The organism is Lacrimispora sp. (genome assembly GCF_047605665.1).
GTDB lineage: Bacteria > Bacillota > Clostridia > Lachnospirales > Lachnospiraceae > Lacrimispora.
Window position 1 is genome coordinate 1 of the sequence record NZ_JASGFH010000006.1, and the last position, 19,616, is coordinate 19,616.

Genomic DNA, 19,616 nt, shown 5'->3' on the forward strand with positions numbered 1-19,616 from the left:
CACAAGGACCTGCCGGCGCAACTGGCGCTCAGGGACCGCAAGGACCTACCGGACCTACTGGCGCAACTGGTGCTACCGGCGCTACCGGCGCTACCGGCGCTCAGGGACCACAGGGACCCGAAGGACCACAAGGACCTGCCGGCGCAACTGGCGCTCAGGGACCGCAAGGACCTACCGGACCGACTGGTGCTACTGGCGCAACTGGTGCTACCGGCGCTCAGGGACCAATTGGACCGACTGGACCCACTGGTGCTACCGGCGCTCAGGGACCACAGGGTCTGCAGGGACCTGAAGGACCTACTGGCGCAACTGGTGCTACCGGTGCTCAGGGACCACAGGGACCAATCGGACCTACTGGACCTACCGGCGCTACCGGACCTCAGGGACCGCAAGGACCTATCGGACCTACCGGACCTACTGGACCTGCCGCACAGTTAAGAGGCATTCAGATTCAGCTTACAGGAGCTTCCAGTGTTGCAGACGACGGCATTGTAATGTTTAATACCATTTTAAATGACCAGAGCCTTAACATTGATTACAACCCTGCAACCGGTATCGTAACCCTCAGCGCAGAAAAGAATTACTATGTATATTGGTGGGTATCCACAGACGGAGCCGGCCCATCCACTTATGTGGAATTTACTCTGAGAGTAAATACCAGCGGCAACATCTCAGCAAGCTCACCTATCGTTACAGGACAGTTAAATGGAATGGCATTCATAACCATTGGAGCAGTTCCAGCTACCTTATCTCTGCTTAATACCACGGGATCAACTGTATCCTACGCTCAGGTTCCGATTATGGCCAGCATGGTAGTCATCGAAGCTAACTAAACAGCATTTGCAACGATAAAGCCTTGTTTCAGTAACAAGCATAAAAGGCCACAAAATATGCCGGAGGCACCCGCCTCCGGCATATTTTTTTCCTCTACCCATTTACATAAGCGGTGCAAACAGCCGCAAAGCTCTGCCTGCCAGCCTCTCCTGCCATGGGTAGTTTTTATAATCCTCTAAGGTAACCCTGCGACACTGAACCAGGGTATCCTGAAAATCCCGTTCCACATCCCGGACAGCCTCATTCCGGTATAGATAAACGCCGCATTCAAAGTGGAGAAAAAGGCTTCGGAAATCCATATTAACGGTTCCCACCACTGCCTTGCTGTCATCGCTTGTAAATACCTTTGCATGGACAAAGCCGGGTATATACTGATAAATCTGCACTCCCGCCCTGATCAGCTCCCCATAATAGGAAATAGCCAAAAAGAACGCATACTTCTTATCCGGTATGCGGGGCATGATAATGGCAGTTTCCACTCCCCGCTTGGCAGCAAAGGTGAGGGCCTGGATCATTTCATAATCCAACACCAGATAAGGCGTCATGATATGGACATAATTCCGGGCAGAATTGATCACATCAAGATAAACCTGCTTCCCCACTGTTTCCTGATCCAGAGGGCTGTCCCCATAGGGAATGACAAATCCATCCATATTCAGCTCCAGAGGGTAATAATATTCCGGGTCTCTTAAATACTTTCCGTAATCCTCTGTCTCCTTTTCAGAAATATTCCACATCTGCAAAAACATCATAGTAAAGCTGGTGACAGCCTCTCCTTTCAGCATGATCCCCGTATCTTTCCAGTGGCCAAACCGCACCTTCCTGTTTATGTATTCATCCGCTAAATTGATTCCGCCTGTAAACGCCGTATGCCCATCCACCACCAGGATTTTTCTATGGTCACGGTTGTTCTGATACGTAGTGAGAAGGGGGACAATCGGAGAAAATGTCTTTGCCTTGATGCCCTTTTCCTGCAATTCCTTAGGATAATCATAAGGAAGAAGGCTCAAAGAGCACATCCCGTCATACATAAACCGGACCTCCACTCCTTCCTTTGCCTTCCGCTCCAGAATTTCTAAAATCCCGTCCCACATCTCTCCCCGTTCTACAATAAAATACTCCATGAAGATGAACCGTTTTGCTCCTTCCAGCTCCTTCTTCATCTCATCAAACATGATTTCCCCCAATGGAAAATACTTTGCATTGGTACTTCCATAAACAGGGTAACTTCCCGAATTCTTAAGGTAAAAAGCCAGATTGGCACTCTGCCTGCTGATCCTTGACAGATTTTCCAAAACCTTGGGATTCTGGGCCAAATAGCCCTCCGTATGCTCCATGTTGGCCCTCAGCTTTTTATCAATCAGTTTTCCCAGAATCTGAAATTCCACAAACAGATAAAAAAGCGTTCCAAATACAGGCACGATTGCAATCGGCACCATCCACGCCAGTTTAAAACTGGGATTTTCCTCTTTGTTCAGAATATAAATGATCACAAGCGCACTGAGAAGAGTAAAACTTCCGTAAACATACACCATGTAGCGGCTTAAAAATCGGTAAGCGGCAACCAGAATCATCACCTGAACAGCAAGAGAAATGACAGCAAACGCCGTCCTGCCAAATATAATCCGCAGCATTCCCCTATTCCGTTTCATCCTTTGTACCTCCCATGATTCATTTGACTATCCTCTCCATTATACAGCCTGTCCTCCCTTATGGCAACACCCTGAGACCCGGACAGTCCCCTTCCTTCTCCTTTTCCCGAAATAAATCAGGACTTCTTGAATTTCCCAATGACTTCCAGTATAATGAAATAATAATAAATTTTATCAAAAGGAGAGCCCTTCATGGAAAAATCAAAGGTTTACTACACAAGCTTTCGTACTACCTTTCAGGAAAACCTTCCCCAGAAGCTGAAAAGGCTTATAAAAACCGCTGGTATGCTGGAAGAAATCGACTTCCAGAACAAATATGCCGCCATCAAAATCCACTTCGGAGAATTGGGAAACTTATCCTTCCTCCGCCCCAACTATGCCAAGGTGGTGGTCGATCTTGTAAAGGAACAGGGAGGAAAGCCATTTTTAACTGACTGCAACACCCTGTATGTGGGAAGCCGTAAAAATGCCCTGGATCATTTGGAAACCGCTTATGAAAACGGTTTTTCCCCATTTTCCACCGGCTGTCACGTTCTCATTGCCGACGGCTTAAAGGGAACCGATGAGATTCTGGTTCCCATTGACGGGGAATACATCAAAGAAGCAAAAATCGGACGGGCCATTATGGATGCCGATATCTTCATCTCTCTCAACCATTTTAAGGGCCATGAAAGCACCGGCTTTGGCGGCGCTTTAAAAAACATCGGAATGGGATGCGGCTCCAGGGCAGGAAAAATGGAAATGCACAACTCCGGAAAGCCTCACGTCATCGAAAGTCTCTGCATCGGCTGCCGTGCCTGCTATAAAAACTGTGCGCACAGCGCCATTACATTCGAAGAAAGAATCGCATACATCAACCATGACCGCTGCGTGGGATGCGGGCGCTGCATCGGTGTCTGTCCCGTGGATGCTGTGGAATCAGACTTTGATGAAGCCAATGACATCTTAAACTACAAGATCGCAGAATACTCCCAGGCCATTTTAAAGGACCGTCCAAACTTCCACATCAGCCTTGTTATGGATGTCTCTCCTTACTGCGACTGCCATGCGGAAAACGATATCCCCATCATCCCGGATGTGGGCATGTTTGCTTCTTTTGATCCTGTGGCCCTCGATATGGCCTGTGCAGACGCCGCAAACAGACAGCCTGTTATGGCCGGCAGCATACTGGAAAAACACGGAAGCCACCATCATGACCATTTTAAGGACACCCATCCGGACACCAACTGGATGTCTTCCATCGAACATGCGGTAAAAATCGGGCTCGGCAGCTCTGAGTATGAGCTGATCACCATATAAAAAGCATACAAAAAGGAGAAGGCGCACCGTATCAATGCCTTCTCCTTTTTCAGCCCTCACCCCGGCTTTTTTATGAAATACCCCTCGCTCTCTCCAAGGGGAACCTTGTCTCTCCCGATCTGCCATACGGAAATCTCCGAATCCAGCACCTTTTTTTCCGGAACAGCCTTGGCTATGATCAGCTCCGGCCAGACAAAGATGGTTTCCACTGCTTTCCCGTCAAGGCAGATTTTTGAATACGGAGTAAAATTCTCCCCGTAAACCAGCAGATTGGAATCATTATACACCGCCTGATCAATGGTAATATCGTCAATTCCCATCTTCAGATCCGTCGCCTCATAGGGATTTTCCCCTCCATAGACCTGACGTCCGCCGTATAAAATATCATATTCCAGGCTTTTCATATCTTCCAGATAGCTGTCCAGCCCATCACTGGAGTCGTGAAAATACTTCTGATGAAACCGCATCATGGTTCCCTCGTGGATGTCCGCCATGTCCAGAACGTGAGCGGCAATCTGATAAGCTTCCACATCCTTCTTTTCCAGAGGAAGATTCATATTGTTCCAGACCACGTATTCCGTCTGAAACAGGGAATTATTCTTCATCTCATCCTGGGACCATTCAAAGCCCGGCAAATGATCTCCGTACATCACCAGCACAATAGGCTCTTCTCTGGTCCTTAAAGTGTTCACAAGAGAACGGATAAACTGGTCCATTTCCCCGATCTGCTGACAGTAATATTCAAAATCAGGATACTTTCCATGCCCCTGTACGGATATGGTGTAAATGAAATCAGGGCCTGCGGTGGAGTCCAGCGCCTTGATGATCTCCCCCGTAAGAATCTTGTCCCTGCTCCATCCCGTGGGGTTGCGCTCCACATGATTCATATATTCAATCGGAGTGAAAGTGTCAAAGCCAAGCTGGGCAAACACCGTATTCCGGTCATAAAAAGTGGCCTCATTGTTGTGAATGGCATGAGCCTGATATCCGATGTTCTTTAAATCAAAGGCAACACTCTCACAGGAGGTCTTTTTCAGCACCGTCTTATAAGGGTACTCACCGGGACCGAAAAAGTCCAGATTCATTCCCGTAATGGATTCAAATTCCGTGTTTGCTGTTCCTGCCCCCACAGAAGGCACACTTAAATAGCCTCCCGGATAATTCTTCTGAAGCAAATGGAAAAATGGGATGGGATCATAATCAACCGGATTGTTTTTCCAAAGAGAGGGATCAAAAAAGGATTCCAACTGAATCATGATCACGTTAGGCTTTGTATCCTCAGATAAATCAAAGGTGTTTTCAGGAATCAGCTCCTCCTCCCGGATGACTTCCATGGTCTCGCTTCCATATCCCTCCGGCTTGGATATGCCTGTATTAAAAAGGGAGTTGGAAAAGCAGTAAGGAAATCCGTAGGTCTGGAAAGCATCCCCAATATTTCCGAAATGCACCGCCACCAGCCCTGTTTTCATGGCTCCCTCGGTCATTCCCAGCACCAGTACCGTACTGACCGCAATCAGCCCTATTCCGGCCCTGTAGCGTACCTTTTCCCTGGTCACCGGGGCAATGCGCCATAAGATGATCAGAAGGGCCCCGCAGCCGGCAAAGGCCGCCCCCAGGAATATGATCTGCAGCCACGTAAAATAAAGAGTAGCCATGCTGACCGCATATTTTATCAGCCGCAAGTCTGCCGCCGTAAAAGGAGTTGTCCGAAAAATCAGCAGAATGCCGTTTACGATTCCCATAAAAATCCACAAGAAGGAAACCGCAATACAGGAAAAAAATCTGCGCTTTGTGACAAACACCACCGTAAAAGTCAGCAGAATGATCATCGTATTCAGCAGAAAAACCAGGGGACTGCCCCATATATATGATCCCAGGCCAATCAAAGACTTCCTGGAGGCAAGCTCGATAAAAATATTTATCAGGAAAGAAAGGAGAGATATCCTTCCCAGCCATTTGATACACGAATCCATGATACGCTCCTTTAGGTCTGAAAGACCGGCTTTTCACAAGCCGGCCTTTCCATTAATGTCTTATTCTTCTGTAGATTCAAATACGTCTTCACTCACCGAATTAATCCCTGATGCAGCAGTCTCTTCCTCTGTAAAAACAGCTTCCTCTGCCTCCGCTTCCTGGGCAGACGCAGCTTCCTTTACAGGTGCACCGCATTTTCCGCAGAAAAGGGAATCCTTGGAAACCTTTGCTCCGCATTCTGCACAGAGGCGGGTTCCTTCACTTTGGGTCAGTTCAATCTCCAGAGCGGCAATTCTCTCCCGGCAGGCTCTGACCGCTTCATAAGCCTTCTTATATTCTTCTTCCGGCTCCTTGTTGCTTTCATAAAACAGCTTGCCAATGACTGCATAAGCTTCTTCCAGCTTGGTTTTCTCCCCGCTGATCTGAGTCTTTAGCTGTATGGTTTCCGTCAGCGCCTTTGCTTTTGTTGCAACCTCTTTGCCGGTATCACTAAGTGTCTTTCCCAGCCCTTCAAAAAATGCCATCCGTGATTCCTCCTTTGACTTATGCTCCTATTATTTTAACTTCATCAGAGGAAAAAGTCAATGAAAGACTGCTCACCCTTCGTTTTTTCTCTTCTCGATCTCCGCCTTCACATCCTCAGGCAGTGCATTTAACGGGACGCTGTAGCGGACCTCCTGGCCTCTTTCTCCGGCACCGGTCATGACTCCAAAGAGAGCCAAGTCCTCTTCCCGCCTCTCCCAGAACGGATTCATGGAAGAAAACTCTTCCACAACAGCCTGGGACATGATCCGGCTGATCTCTTCCTGGTCTGTAATGGCGATGACCTCAAAGCCTCTCTGGTTATAGCCGTAGCCGTCAGAGGTATACTGCACTCCGTCAATGCTGATCTGTCTTACATCACTCCAGTCCTTCCAGCCATCCGTATCGATTCCGCACTCCTTTAACAGGCCCAGGGTCTTTTGGAAAGAAGGATAGACAGGATAGTAACCCCTTGAGGCAACCTCGCTGTACTTCCAGGAAATCTGCAGCTCCTCCCTCTTTGTCTCCGCCTCTGCCTGAAGTTTTGTCATGAACTGAATGGTAGCTATGGGATTTTCCCTTTTCATGGTTTCTGCATCCAGGTTCTTTAGTTCCTCCTGATATGCAAGAAGCAATTGCTCGGTCATGGCCTTATCTGTACCGTTTCTGTCACGGCTGACGATGTTGGTCTGTCCGGCCCGGCTCAGTCTCACCCAGGCAGTATCTTCCTTTGTCTGGGAAAGGATGGGATAAACGGTCTGAATGAAGTCAGGATTTCCAAAAATATCATTAATCTCCTGCTCCGCCTCTTCCTGAGGCAGCCAGTAGGAGCGGTAAACGCTCTTTCCGTTCTTTAAATTGTATTTTACAGAAAACTGATATTCCCTGCCGTCTGTGTACGGCCTGTAGGAAGCATCGTTTCCATGGTTTAATTCCTGGTTTCTTGCCACTGCCTTTTTCACCAGAGACATGACAGCCTCTCTGTCCTGCAGCTTCATATTGTCTAAGATGTACTGTCCGGAATTCACATACTCCCAGTAATACTCTCCCAGTTCATCCTTTCTGGGCTCTCCATAGTCTACCCAGTAAAAGGCGTTATTGACATCAACGGCAACGGATTCAATGGCGTTCTCCGCCGGAATATACCTGTCATACCCAAAGAGATCATAGCGGAAACCGCAAAATATGACTGCTGCCAGGACTGCGGAAACCACCATCTGCTTCCAGTGGGAAAACAGCTTTCTGAAATCAAAGTGGTAAATAATTTCAATGACTCCGTGCGACACCACCATTCCGCAAAGCAGTCCGAACAGGGACCAGCCTGCGCTGGAGTGGAGGCTCCAGAAGAACACGCTTCCGCTTAAAGCCGATAAGATGACAATAGGAATCCTTATAATCGGCATACTGATCTTAAATGCCATGGCCTTTCCTGCTGCCTCCAGCCCTCTTTTTTTATAGAGCCAGAAGGAAAACAGTGCCAAAACCACGGTCACTGCCAGAACACCAAAAATCCTGGCCCCCTGATCTCCTGAGGGGTTGCCCCGGTACAACTGATCCACATTTGTTACAAACAGGACAAAGGGGGAGGTCTTATGCATCCATTTTGTCAGGAAATACCCGCCCCCGCCGTAGCTGGTACGGAAAAAGGTGTCAAAACACACTTCCAGAATCAGAATCACGCAGGAAGAATAAAAATTGAGCACCAGATTGCCCAGAATTCCCACCACCACATTTCCCGTCAGAACCATGGAGGTTACGGTGAGGGAATACATCATGGCATAGTGCAGGATAAAAAGCGCAAATCCCGTAAAAGCAGCTCCTGATATGGCCAGAGGAGAGACACCGCTTACAGCGGCAATTCCTATGGTAACCAGTAAATTCAGGCCATACACTGCCCCAGGAATCCAGATTCCCTGAAAATAGCTGACCCAGAACAAGTGCTTTCTGCTGACCGGAATCCCATGGTAAAAATCCACCTTCTGCCTGGAATGTAAGTAAGAGAAACAGCTCACTCCCATGATCAGCGACATGAGCATGAGAAAACCTGCCACCAGCGCATTTTGAAATCCCAACCAGTCATTTAAAGTCGATACAATATACTTATAGTCCATCTCTCTCTTGGAATAATTGCTGAGAAGCAGAGCAATTCTCACCGGGAAAGTGAAGAAAAACAGCAGAAAGGACAAAGCGATGGACCAATGGCGCCGTTTCCCGTCCTCCCGGAACAGATTAAAATATAAGCTTTTTGATGTCATATCCTGCCACCTCCGTCTCACTGATAAATATTTCTTCCAGGGATAATGGAATGATCTCGTAAAATACGGGTTCATAGGCTTCCATGATCTGTTCCACCTCGGCCCTGGTTCCCCTCGCCGTTATGGTATAGAGTCTTCCCCTCTCTTCCGTCTTAATCCTCTGCAAAAGCCCTAAATCCTCTGCACTCATGCCATCCTTTAAAACACACTGGATTTTGTGGATATTGAGCTTCATATCATCCAAATCCCTGGAAAGCAGGATTCCGCCCCTGTGAAGAAGGCCTACATGATCACAGATATCCTCCAGCTCTCTTAAGTTGTGGGAGGCAATGATGGGAGTCAAATTCCTCTCAGCCATATCATTGGCGAAGATGCTCTTCACCGCCTGCCGCATCACCGGGTCAAGGCCGTCAAAGGTCTCATCACAGAACAGGTAATCCGTATTGGCGCAAATGCCGCACAGGACGGAAAGCTGCTTTTTCATTCCCTTTGAAAAGGTGTGAATCTTCCTTCTCCCCTCCAGACCAAAGCTTTTCAAAAGCTTCTGAAAGCGTTCCTTGTCAAATGCCGGATACACCCTGCTGTAAAATTCCATCATATCCAGAGGTGAAGCATTATTAAAGTAATACTGGTCATCGGAAATGTAAAAGAAACGGCTCTTCACCTTGACATTCTCAAATATCGGTTCCCCGTCTATGACAGCACTGCCCTCATCCGGCTTTAAAATGCCGCTGAGCATTCTCAAAAAAGTGCTCTTTCCTGCCCCGTTGGTTCCAATGAGGCCAAATACGCTTCCATCCCTGATTTCCGCATTCACGTGGTCCACTGCCACAATATCATCAAAATTTTTCGTCAGATTTTCTGCTTTTATCATAGTCTCTCCTCCCCTGTCTGATTTTCCGGGCTGACCCATTCTTCTGCGACCCATGTATGGGCCTTATCTTCCGTCAGCCCTGCCCTTTTGGCTTCTAATATCCAGCTTCCCAGCTCTCTTTTCAGTTCACTGCTTTTTAATGCCCTGAGGGAACCGGCATCAGCCACAAAGCTTCCCCTTCCCTTTACCGAATAAATAAATCCCCGCCTCTCCAGCTCTGCATAAGCCCGCTGTATGGTGTTCGGATTAATGGAGAGATCTGTAGCCAGAGTCCGGACAGAAGGAAGCTGTACATCCTGTTCCAATACACCGCACAGAATAAGATCCTTCATCTTCTCTATAACCTGCTCGTAAATTGGTCTGCGGTCTTTGTAATCAAGCAGTATCATATTTCTCCTCCTATAATTGTATTAACACACTTAGTACACTTACTATAGCAGAAAACCTCTGATCTGTCAACCAGAGGCTTTGACTCTAATTTCTCCTGTCCTCCACAATTAATACGCGAAGGTCATCCTGGGCACTGCTCCCGTTAAAAACGTACAAGGTGTAAGAAGTATTTCCCCTTATATAAACATTGGAATTTAAAATGATATTCATGGAATAAACGTGACTGCTGTAAACGGAAACCATGTAATAACCGGTCAGGAGATATTCAAATCTGGTCAGTTCTCTGTACCCCACTGCCCGGAAGGTAAGACCGGAATTTAAAGAAACATTGATTCTGCGGTTGGTTATGGATAAGTTGCACACCCGAAAGCATCCCGTATGAATGCCTCCATTGCAGAATATATCCCTGATTTCCATCAAATCCAGGCCGAAATCCGTATTGATGAATGCAATAGTAACGGCTCCATCCACTGGCACACAGATCTGCTTCTCCAGATAGACATAGCCTGCTTCGTCGGATATGGACACCATCTGCAGCCCCGCGGAAACGCGTCCATAATCGCTCAGACCTCCAGGAACCAGCCCGCTCACTGCCAACTGGTCACCGACAGAAATAAAAAACGGATTATATCCCACAGTTGTATTGAGAAACCGGACAAGGCCGATTTGACTGGAGGCACAGTAATAACAGGGAATGACCTCCTTGGGGGATACGGTAATGATGGAAGTCATGGAATTTCCACCGGTTTCCATATTATTTTGCATACAAGACAACCTGCCCATACAATTCCTCTTTATGATGGTTATATAATAAGTTTATTCCAACATAACTGCCCAGTGCCTGTCTTGTTTTAAATACTATGTTCTTCTGAAAGATTAAGCCATTTCACCGTAAATGGCCTTATTTTGCAAAAAAGATAATAGTATTGTTTATTCATAAAATACAAAATCATATGCATTTATCTAAGTTTTTTTCAGTAAATAACAAAGTTTTTCTTTTTTTTCAAAATCTATAGACTTTTAATTCTAAATATGTCATACTACAGGGGTATTTGGAAGTTATATCAATTAATTCCTTAATTTAGTCATTTAATGTATATACGGAGGACAAAAATATGAATTGTAAAAATTGCGGACAAGAAATTGATAACAAAGCGGTGATCTGCCCTCATTGCGGGGTTTCCCAGGCAGTTGATTCCGGCGGTTTTGGCTGGAGCCTCTTAGGCTGCTGCATTCCACTGGCCGGTTTGATTTTATTTTTAATATGGAAAGACACGAAACCTAAATCAGCAAAAGCTGCCGGAATCGGCGCCCTGGTTTCCGTGGGACTTGTCATTGTATTTTATGTGTTAATATTTGCCCTGGGAATCGGTGCCTCTTTATACGGGGTATGATGAATTTTCTCTACCGGTCACTCCCTATTGTTTTCGGCTGCCATTGCAGAGCGGACCGTTCCTTTTTCTTTCATGGAAAGCAGTTTCCCATCTGTGCAAGATGCACCGGTGAATTGGCGGGAATGGTTATTGTAACCATTACATACGCGATTTACCGCCTTCCTATCCTATATGCCATAGGTTTTCTTATCCCGATGGCATTCGATGGAGGCCTTCAATTGCTCACTGCATATGAGAGCACGAACTTCAAAAGGTTTTTTACAGGTATTCTTTTCGGATACGGCTTCTTCGATCTTCTCATTATGAGCGCAGTTGCCACATACCGGTATGGATACAACTTTTTATAAAAGCGCATCCCTGACAGCTTCCTGCCAGAGATGCGCTTTTTCTTTTCCATATCCATTGCAGCATGAAAAACAGCCCCGGATGAAACCATCCGGGGCTGCATTTATGATATAAATATTAATTAGTCGTTGCCGTATAAGGTAACCAGCTTCTGAAGGTGATTGTATTTCTCCTCAGCATACTTCTTATTCAGAGCGAACAGTTCGGCTGCTCTCTCCGGATTCTTCATAGCAAGAGAAGCATAACGAACCTCACCCTTTAAGAACTCATCATAGTTGTCCAGGTTAGGAGCCTTGCTGTCTAAGGAGAATCTCTTCTCAGCATCAGGATTGAAGCGGAAGTTATTCCAGTAGCCGCACTCAACAGCCAGTTTCTCTTCTGTCTGAGCCTTGGACATACCCTTCTTGATACCATGGCTAATACATGGAGCATAAGCGATGATTAAGGATGGTCCCGGATAAGCCTCTGCCTCAGCAATTGCCTTAACAGTCTGAGCGTAATCAGCACCCATAGCGATCTGAGCTACATATACATAACCATAGCTCATAGCAATAGCTGCCAGATCCTTCTTCTTGGTATCCTTACCGCCAGCAGCAAACTGTGCAACAGCACCTGTATTGGTAGCCTTAGAAGACTGTCCGCCGGTGTTGGAATAGATCTCTGTATCAAATACCATGATGTTGATGTCTTTTCCGCTTGCCATAACGTGATCAAGACCGCCGAAACCGATATCATATGCCCAGCCGTCGCCGCCGAATATCCACTGAGACTTCTTAGCAAGGAAATCCTTATCCCTTACAATAGCCTTGCAGGTATCGCAGTCAGCACCTTCTAATGCTGCAATCAGCTTGTCTGTTGCAGAACCATTGGTTGCACCGATAGCAAAAGTATCCAAATACTCTTTGCAGGCAGCCTTTACTTCCTCAGAAGCCTGATCAGAGTTCATAACTTCCTCAACCTTAGCCTTTAAGCCGTTTCTTAAAGAAGTCTGAGCCAGAAGCATACCGTAACCGAACTCAGCATTGTCCTCGAATAAGGAGTTGGACCATGCAGGACCCTGTCCCTTTTCATTTACGGTGTAAGGTGTGGATGGTGCGGAGTTACCCCAGATGGAGGAACAGCCTGTAGCATTTGCAATATACATTCTGTCGCCGAACAACTGAGTGATCAATTTTGCGTAAGGTGTCTCGCCGCAGCCTGCACAAGCGCCTGAGAACTCAAGGAGAGGCTTCTTAAACTGGCTTCCCTTAACGCTGGACTCTTTAAATTTATCAATAACATCCTGCTTAATGGGCAGAGTCTGACCGAAGTCAAATTCTTTCTGCTTTGCAGCAGCGTTAGCTTCCATATCTACCATAACAAGTGCCTTCTCGCCCTTCTTTCCAGGACAAACGTTAGCACAGGAACCGCAGCCTGTACAGTCAAAGCCTGATACAGTGATGCTGAACTGATATGCCGGCATACCTGTCATAGCAAGAGTCTGCATTCCTTCCGGTTTTGCAGCAACTTCTTCTTCAGTCATAGCTAAAGGACGGATAACTGCATGCGGACATACATAAGAACAGAAGTTACACTGAATACAGTTGTCAGGATTCCAGCCTGGGATGGTAACTGCAATACCGCGCTTCTCGTATGCGGAGGAGCCGGATGGTGTGGAACCGTCAACGTAATCGGTGAATGCGGATACAGGAAGTGTATCACCCTGCTGAGCGCTTACCTTTGTCTGTACGTTATTGACAAAGTTCACTACATCGCTTCTGCCTTCGCCAACCAGCATATAATCCAGACCTTCGTCTTCGCAGTTCTTCCAGTTTTCCGGAATTTCGATCTTAACGATGTTCTTTGCGCCTGCGTCGATAGCAGCCCAGTTCTTCTTAACAATTTCTTCACCCTTACGTCCGTAGGTTGCCTGAGCAGCAGCCTTCATCAGTTCGTTTGCCTTTTCAGCAGGAATGATTCCGGTCAGCTCAAAGAATGCGGACTGAAGGATGGTGTTGATACGGGTAGCTCCCATTCCTGTCTCAATACCGATCTTCACACCGTCGATGGTGTAGAACTGAATATTGTGATCAGCAATGTACTTCTTAACCTGTCCTGGAAGATGCTTGTCAAGGCTTGCTGCATCCCATGGGCAGTTGAGCAGGAAGATTCCGCCGTCAACAAGTTCCTGAACCATGTTGTATTTACGGATATAAGCAGGGTTATGGCAAGCCACAAAGTTAGCGCGACGGATCAGGTAAGTGGACTTAATCCTCTCATGTCCGAAACGAAGGTGAGACATGGTAACACCGCCGGACTTCTTGGAGTCATAGTCAAAGTAAGCCTGAGCGTACATATCTGTGTTGTCACCGATGATCTTAATGGAGTTCTTGTTAGCGCCTACAGTACCGTCTGCACCGAGACCCCAGAACTTACAGTTTGTGGTTCCTTCTGGAGTGGTAACGATAGGATCGCCAGCATCAAGGGAAAGGTGGGTTACATCATCCACGATACCGATGGTGAACGGAGATTTCTCCTTGTTGTTGTAAACTGCTACGATCTGAGCAGGTGTGGTATCCTTGGAACCTAAACCGTAACGTCCGGTTAAGATCTTCACCTGGTCAAACTTGGTTCCTCTGAGGGCAGCAACGACATCCAGGTATAAAGGCTCGCCTAAAGAACCTGGCTCTTTTGTTCTGTCCAGTACGGAAATAGTCTTAACTGTATCAGGAATTGCATCAATAAGAGCTTCTGCACAGAATGGTCTGTAAAGACGAACCTTTACAACACCAACCTTCTGGCCTGCTGCAGTTAAGTAATCAATGGTCTCATCAATGGTCTCATTAACAGAACCCATGGAGATGATTACATGGTCTGCATCAGCAGCTCCGTAATAGTTAAACAGTTTATAGTCAGTACCGATCTTTGCGTTTACCTTGTCCATGTATTTCTGAACAACTGCCGGTAAAGCATCATAATAAGGGTTACATGCTTCTCTTGCTTGGAAGAAAATATCAGGGTTCTGAGCGGAACCTCTCTGGCATGGATGGTTTGGATTTAAAGCATGGCGGCGGAATGCATCCACAGCGTCCATGTTCACCATCTCTTTTAAATCTTCATAATCCCATGATTCGATCTTCTGAATCTCATGAGATGTACGGAAACCGTCGAAGAAGTTGATAAAAGGAACTTTTCCCTCTAATGCTGCCATATGAGCAACCGGAGTCAAGTCCATAACTTCCTGTACGCTGGATTCGCAAAGCATAGCGCAGCCGGTCTGACGGCATGCATATACGTCGGAATGGTCACCAAAGATAGACAAAGCATGGCTGGCAATGGCACGGGCGGATACGTTGATTACGCCTGGAAGCTGCTCGCCTGCGATCTTATAAAGGTTTGGGATCATAAGTAACAGACCCTGGGAAGCCGTGTAGGTGGTGGTCAGCGCACCTGCTGATAAGGACCCGTGTACTGCACCTGCTGCACCTGCCTCAGACTGCATCTCTGTAATCTGTACCGTCTGTCCGAAAATGTTGGTTCTTCCGTCTGTTGCCCACTCATCTGAAGCCTCTGCCATAGGTGAGGATGGGGTAATCGGATAAATAGCCGCTACATCAGTAAATGCGTATGACGCATGAGCTGCTGCATGGTTACCATCCATGGTTTTCATTTTTCTTGCCATTCTTGATTTCCTCCTGCAAATGTGAATAATATATCAATTAGTATTCCCTTTAGGGAAAGTGACCTGAGATTATTATAACAATTATTTAACAAAATGCAAATATTAAAACTGGAAAATTAAGTATTATTTTAAAAACAATCGAAGAAAAACAGGACCGGAGTCAATATTTGTCCGGTCCTGTCCGTTTTTCTCTCACAAACCCTTAAAATGGATTCGGCTGAATGATGGAATCCCCGCCGTCTTCTCCAGGCCCCTGGGGTACAGGAGTCGTTCCCTGATCCGGCTTTTCCGTCTCTTTTGGAACGGTTGTAATGCCGCCTGTCGTTTCATTATTACCAGGACCCGGTGCCTGAGTTCCTGAGGTCGGATTCTCTCCGCTGCCCTCAGAAGCGCCCTCTGACCCGTCTGTAGCCGGTATGACCACGCCTGACGTATTGCGCTTAATGGTAGCAGGCTTTCCGCGGTAAGTGCTGTTATGGAAGAATTCATCGCTCACCACGACTCCATCCTTTTTCGTAACGAGATTGGTCACCCAGCGGCTTCCCTTTGTTTCAGCCTTCTCTATATTCTCCACTCCAGCCTCTAAGGTCTGGTCCTCTTCATAAACCGGTGCCGGAGCAGCCAGCTCTCCCGTCTTCTTGGAAGACATGGAAAGGGTGATGCCATCTTCCAGGATAGGGATTCCCACGATGGAAATCTTCAGCTTCCTGTCTGCAAAGCTGGTTCTTATGGCAATGGCGCTGGAGGAATTGTTGACGAATTTCATGTCAGGTCCGCCAAAGCTCACCATGGCATCCTCTCCCGGAGTTACATAAGCGGGCTCATAGCTGTGGGCATGGCGTTCTGTCGTAGTCAGGCCTGCAAACACCACTGCATTGTACAGGGTGGAGGATACCTGACAGACACCGCCGCCCGGCTCCTCAACCAGCACACCGTTTAAATATGCGCCGGCTGGGCGGTAGCCCTTTGCAGGGGAACGCTCTCCCGTAGCATTATTAAAGGAAAATGTCTCTCCCGGCTGGAGAATCATTCCGTTTAAAGCACTGGAAGCCAGCTCAATGTTCTTGTTTCTGTCCTGGTTGGCTGTGGTGGTGGTGGTATAGGTTCCGATGACCTTATACATCTCCTTGGCCTGTGCCTCGCTGATCTTGGGAGCCACTTCATTGGCAGAAGCAGGAATCTCTGCAGTGAAATTCTTTGCCTTAAGCTGGGCCTGAATATCAGCCGCCAGCTTGTCCTGGTCAATGACAACTCCGTTTTTCTCTCCTGAGTAGACAAATGATCCGCTGGCCTTGTCAAAACCTGAGATGGAGCCGTTTTTCGGAGCCACATCCCACTTGGCTGCAATGGCCTGCACCTCGATCCGGACTGCGTCTTCCAGCCCTGTCATATCAAGGGTATAGCTTTCCTTGGCCTCACCTGTATAAATCTCCTCCAGCAGGCTTTTCACCTTGCTGTCCAGCAGATTTTTCAGTTCGTATTCTTCCTCTTTGTAGGTGACCTTCACCCCCCACTGGTATTGCTTTTCAATGGCGGTCCGGGCTTCTTCTCTGGACATTCCCGTAATGGAAATCCCGTCTACCGTAACCTCCTTCTGCAGCTCTGTTTCCAGAGTGGCAGATGTCTCTGCAGACCCCTCTTTGGCTTTTGTGGCTTCCAAATACTTTGAGGTAGCCATAACAAGAAATATGGCGGACGCAGCGAAAAGAAGTATCCTCACTACTCTGGTAACATTGTATTCAGGTCCTCTTTTTCTCCTTCTTCCTCTTTTGTTCGGCGAACCGCTGCTCCGGTAGGACTGCCCCTGTCTGCGGCTTGTCCCGGACTGGCTTCTTGAGCCTGACGTGCGGGAGGAGGAGGTTCTTACTGCGCTTCTTTGTCTGTCATTCACTTGACTCATCTATCTTCACCTTTTTACATGATTATGTGGTATTACATGGACTAGTATACCATATTTTGTGGGAAATTCCATTACGATTTTATGAATTTTTAAATCCGCACCTTTAGTTACGCTGAATTTTACAAAATATAAAGAATATGTTACTATGTTATTGCTAAACCTTTTCACAAAACAGTCTCCGGACTTCACTGAAAATTTTCTCCAGGAGGTTCTTATGAAATTCATCGATCTGCACGTTCATTCAAATGCTTCAGACGGCACTTATACGCCCTCCCAGGTAGTGGCTCTGGCTGTGGAAAAAGGGCTTTCAGCCATGGCTTTGACCGACCACGACACCATTTCCGGCATCCCGCAGGCTCAGGCGGCTGCTGCCGGCCTTCCTATTGAAATCATTCCGGGAATTGAGATTTCCTGTGTATACCAGGGAAAAGAAATCCATATTCTGGGACTGTACGTCAACCCTGATGATCAGGAGTTTCGCGCGGCAGCAGACGGCTTGAGAAACATCCGGGACAAGCGCAACGAAACCATGATGCTCCGGTTTCAGGAGGCGGGCATGGACTTAACTCTGGAAGAAATCCTGGAAAAAAATCCGGGAACCGTCATCACCAGAGCCCATATCGCCCGGCTCCTCATGGAAAAGGGCTACGTAAAAACCATGGATCAGGCCTTTCGCAAATACTTAGACCACGGAGGCCCCTACTGCCCTCCCAAGGAAGATATCACCCCTGAATACGCCATGAACATCCTTACCGGCTCCAAGGCCTCCCCTGTTCTTGCCCATCCGTACCAGTACCGGCTGGGTGATAAGAAAACAGAGGAACTGGTCTGCTATCTGACCTCCCTGGGCCTTCACGGCTTAGAGGTCTACCACTCCTCCAACAACCAGCACGAAAGCGGAAAGCTGAAGAAACTGGCCCTCCAATACGGCTTATTTCCCACGGGAGGGTCCGACTTTCACGGGGACAATAAGCCCGATATCTCCATCGGAAGCGGACGGGGCGGCCTGCGCATCACTTCCCTGCTCCTTGACGATATCAAAGAGTTCCGCCGGGAAAGAGGGCTTTGATCAGCCGATTTTCCCCTGGTCTATGCATGCGGCAAGCTCCATGGCATAATAGGTGATGAGAATATCCGCACCGGCCCGGTATATGCTGGCGGCTGATTCGCACATGATTTTCTCTTCATCAATGTAGCCGGCCTTTGCCGCTGCCTTTATCATGGCATATTCCCCGCTGACGCTGTATGCTGCCACCGGAAGGTCGTGACGGTCAGCCACCTCCCTGATGATATCCAGATAAGAAAGAGCGGGCTTTACCATCACGATATCAGCCCCTTCCCCGATATCCAGCTTCACTTCCTTTAAGGCCTCTTTCCGGTTGTGGTAATCCATCTGGTAGCTTTTCCGGTCTCCAAAAGCAGGAGCCGACCCGGCTGCCTCCCGGAACGGTCCGTAAAAGGCAGAGGCGTATTTGGCTGAATAAGCCATAACAGGAACTGTCTCAAACCCTGCTTCGTCAAGGGCCTGCCTCATGGCGCCGATCCGCCCGTCCATCATGTCAGAAGGAGCCACCATATGGGCTCCGGCTCTCACATGGGATAAGGCAATCCGGTTTAAATATTCCAGAGTCTTATCATTGTCCACATACTCTCCATCTAAGATTCCGCAGTGGCCGTGAGAGGTGTATTCACACATGCACACATCCGTGATCACGTATACAGACGGGTAATATTCCCTGATGCAGCGGACAGCCCGCTGAATAATCCCGTTTTCATCGTAAGCCTGGCTTCCGCAGCCGTCTTTATGAGCCGGAATCCCAAATAACAGGACCTTTTCCACGCCGGACGCCATCAGCCGGTCCATAATGAGGTCAAGCCGGTCCACACTGTAGCGGTACTGACCTTCCATGGAAGGGATTTCTTCCACAATCCCCTCGCCATCTATTACAAACAGAGGATAGATCAAAGACTCCTTGGAAATCCTGGTCTCCCGGACCATTTTCCTCAGAGAATCCGAAGTTCTCAGCCTTCTGGGCCTGTTTAATAGATTCATGTCCAAATCCCTCCTTTTTATTCCTGTCCTATTATACACCCTCTTTAAGAAGATTCAAGTAGTTCTTGCGGCAGAGGAAAAGATTGCTTATAATAGTACGTGTATTCAATCAATGAGAGATGAGGTGCTGTTTTATGGAAGAGATTTACCAGGCCATTGAAGAAACAATCCGGGCCGCCGGCTATGAAGGCCCCATAAAAGGGGAAGATATCTACGAGGAAATCTGCGACGAAATTGAGGACAAGGAGCCTGGCGCTTACGTGTTTATGTCTAAGAAGACAGATGACACCTTCTTTGAATATAAAATCCAGATATTTGAAGACCAGTTCAACTTGAGCGCCATCGATATCCACACCCCAAACCGGATTTTCCACGCAGACTTTGATTAACGATTCAGAAGTGCAGAACTATTCGTAGAACTTGTGCGTATGAGCTCGCTCATTAAGCATAAGTTATATGAATA

Annotated in this window: 15 protein-coding genes and 1 pseudogene; 6 read left to right on the forward strand and 10 right to left on the reverse strand. The window is 47.5% G+C overall.

Translation table 11 applies throughout. The features are described from left to right. A pseudogene (locus QM657_RS06015) lies at positions 1–833 on the forward strand (collagen-like protein); the annotation flags it as partial. 102 nt (positions 834–935) lie between these two features. Here the strand turns inward: QM657_RS06015 and cls are convergent. Further along, complete coding sequence (gene cls / locus QM657_RS06020) at positions 936–2,486, reverse strand: cardiolipin synthase (RefSeq protein WP_415065680.1); 1,551 nt, start codon at positions 2,484–2,486, stop codon at positions 936–938. A gap of 192 nt (positions 2,487–2,678) precedes the next feature. Between cls and QM657_RS06025 the strand changes: the two genes are divergently transcribed. Beyond that, positions 2,679–3,785, forward strand: a complete 1,107-nt coding sequence (locus QM657_RS06025) for a DUF362 domain-containing protein (RefSeq protein WP_415065681.1) — start codon at positions 2,679–2,681, stop codon at positions 3,783–3,785. Between the two features lie 56 nt (positions 3,786–3,841). Here QM657_RS06025 and QM657_RS06030 read toward each other — a convergent pair whose 3' ends face one another. The 6 genes from QM657_RS06030 to QM657_RS06055 form a co-directional block, all read right to left on the reverse strand. Then, positions 3,842–5,758, reverse strand: a complete 1,917-nt coding sequence (locus QM657_RS06030; RefSeq protein ID WP_415065682.1) for an LTA synthase family protein — start codon at positions 5,756–5,758, stop codon at positions 3,842–3,844. A 60-nt stretch (positions 5,759–5,818) separates the two neighbouring features. Next, complete coding sequence (locus QM657_RS06035; protein ID WP_415065683.1) at positions 5,819–6,283, reverse strand: zinc-ribbon domain-containing protein; 465 nt, start codon at positions 6,281–6,283, stop codon at positions 5,819–5,821. A gap of 72 nt (positions 6,284–6,355) precedes the next feature. Next, positions 6,356–8,536 (reverse strand): DUF6449 domain-containing protein, encoded by a 2,181-nt coding sequence (locus QM657_RS06040; RefSeq protein WP_415065684.1) that lies wholly within the window; start codon positions 8,534–8,536, stop codon positions 6,356–6,358. Beyond that, a complete protein-coding gene (locus QM657_RS06045) occupies positions 8,511–9,410 on the reverse strand; it encodes an ABC transporter ATP-binding protein (RefSeq protein WP_415065685.1) in 900 nt (299 codons plus the stop codon). Before QM657_RS06045 ends, QM657_RS06040 begins: the two co-directional genes overlap by 26 nt. Beyond that, positions 9,407–9,799, reverse strand: coding sequence for a GntR family transcriptional regulator (locus QM657_RS06050; protein ID WP_415065686.1), 393 nt, complete (start codon positions 9,797–9,799; stop codon positions 9,407–9,409). Before QM657_RS06050 ends, QM657_RS06045 begins: the two co-directional genes overlap by 4 nt. Before the next feature lie 85 nt (positions 9,800–9,884). After that, the gene (locus QM657_RS06055; protein WP_415065687.1) at positions 9,885–10,565 is read right to left on the reverse strand and encodes a DUF4397 domain-containing protein; all 681 of its coding nucleotides are present in this window, start codon (positions 10,563–10,565) and stop codon (positions 9,885–9,887) included. Positions 10,566–10,915: 350 nt separating this feature from the next. Here QM657_RS06055 and QM657_RS06060 point away from each other — a divergent pair, with 350 nt between their 5' ends. Together QM657_RS06060 and QM657_RS06065 are read left to right on the forward strand one after the other, a co-directional pair. Beyond that, positions 10,916–11,194: a zinc ribbon domain-containing protein gene (locus QM657_RS06060; protein ID WP_415065688.1), complete on the forward strand. Its 279-nt coding sequence runs from the start codon at positions 10,916–10,918 to the stop codon at positions 11,192–11,194. Beyond that, positions 11,191–11,541, forward strand: a complete 351-nt coding sequence (locus QM657_RS06065; protein WP_415065689.1) for a DUF2085 domain-containing protein — start codon at positions 11,191–11,193, stop codon at positions 11,539–11,541. Before QM657_RS06060 ends, QM657_RS06065 begins: the two co-directional genes overlap by 4 nt. 119 nt (positions 11,542–11,660) lie before the next feature. On the opposite strand, the gene nifJ is transcribed toward QM657_RS06065, so the two are convergent. Both nifJ and QM657_RS06075 read right to left on the reverse strand, forming a co-directional pair. Continuing rightward, on the reverse strand, positions 11,661–15,200 hold the full coding sequence (gene nifJ / locus QM657_RS06070) for a pyruvate:ferredoxin (flavodoxin) oxidoreductase (RefSeq protein ID WP_415065690.1): 3,540 nt from the start codon (positions 15,198–15,200) through the stop codon (positions 11,661–11,663). A gap of 202 nt (positions 15,201–15,402) precedes the next feature. Beyond that, a complete protein-coding gene (locus QM657_RS06075) occupies positions 15,403–17,100 on the reverse strand; it encodes a VanW family protein (protein WP_415065691.1) in 1,698 nt (565 codons plus the stop codon). A gap of 214 nt (positions 17,101–17,314) precedes the next feature. Between QM657_RS06075 and QM657_RS06080 the strand changes: the two genes are divergently transcribed. Further along, complete coding sequence (locus QM657_RS06080; protein WP_415065692.1) at positions 17,315–18,169, forward strand: PHP domain-containing protein; 855 nt, start codon at positions 17,315–17,317, stop codon at positions 18,167–18,169. On the opposite strand, the gene hemB is transcribed toward QM657_RS06080, so the two are convergent. Next, positions 18,170–19,153 (reverse strand): porphobilinogen synthase, encoded by a 984-nt coding sequence (hemB, locus tag QM657_RS06085; protein ID WP_415065693.1) that lies wholly within the window; start codon positions 19,151–19,153, stop codon positions 18,170–18,172. It abuts the gene before it with no gap. 134 nt (positions 19,154–19,287) lie between these two features. Between hemB and QM657_RS06090 the strand changes: the two genes are divergently transcribed. Beyond that, entirely contained in the window at positions 19,288–19,542 is a 255-nt protein-coding gene (locus tag QM657_RS06090) for a hypothetical protein (RefSeq protein WP_415065694.1), read from the forward strand. The last annotated feature ends 74 nt before the right edge of the window (positions 19,543–19,616 follow it).

Coding starts and splice junctions, on each gene's coding strand:
- QM657_RS06060 (WP_415065688.1), top strand. CDS start 10,916: ATGAATTGTAAAAATTGCGGACAAGAAATTGATAACAAAGCGGTGATC.
- QM657_RS06050 (WP_415065686.1), bottom strand. CDS start 9,799: ATGATACTGCTTGATTACAAAGACCGCAGACCAATTTACGAGCAGGTT.
- QM657_RS06045 (WP_415065685.1), bottom strand. CDS start 9,410: ATGATAAAAGCAGAAAATCTGACGAAAAATTTTGATGATATTGTGGCA.
- QM657_RS06080 (WP_415065692.1), top strand. CDS start 17,315: ATGAAATTCATCGATCTGCACGTTCATTCAAATGCTTCAGACGGCACT.
- QM657_RS06030 (WP_415065682.1), bottom strand. CDS start 5,758: ATGGATTCGTGTATCAAATGGCTGGGAAGGATATCTCTCCTTTCTTTC.
- QM657_RS06025 (WP_415065681.1), top strand. CDS start 2,679: ATGGAAAAATCAAAGGTTTACTACACAAGCTTTCGTACTACCTTTCAG.
- QM657_RS06075 (WP_415065691.1), bottom strand. CDS start 17,100: ATGAGTCAAGTGAATGACAGACAAAGAAGCGCAGTAAGAACCTCCTCC.
- QM657_RS06090 (WP_415065694.1), top strand. CDS start 19,288: ATGGAAGAGATTTACCAGGCCATTGAAGAAACAATCCGGGCCGCCGGC.
- QM657_RS06065 (WP_415065689.1), top strand. CDS start 11,191: ATGATGAATTTTCTCTACCGGTCACTCCCTATTGTTTTCGGCTGCCAT.
- QM657_RS06055 (WP_415065687.1), bottom strand. CDS start 10,565: ATGCAAAATAATATGGAAACCGGTGGAAATTCCATGACTTCCATCATT.
- QM657_RS06040 (WP_415065684.1), bottom strand. CDS start 8,536: ATGACATCAAAAAGCTTATATTTTAATCTGTTCCGGGAGGACGGGAAA.
- QM657_RS06035 (WP_415065683.1), bottom strand. CDS start 6,283: ATGGCATTTTTTGAAGGGCTGGGAAAGACACTTAGTGATACCGGCAAA.
- cls (WP_415065680.1), bottom strand. CDS start 2,486: ATGAAACGGAATAGGGGAATGCTGCGGATTATATTTGGCAGGACGGCG.
- hemB (WP_415065693.1), bottom strand. CDS start 19,153: ATGAATCTATTAAACAGGCCCAGAAGGCTGAGAACTTCGGATTCTCTG.
- nifJ (WP_415065690.1), bottom strand. CDS start 15,200: ATGGCAAGAAAAATGAAAACCATGGATGGTAACCATGCAGCAGCTCAT.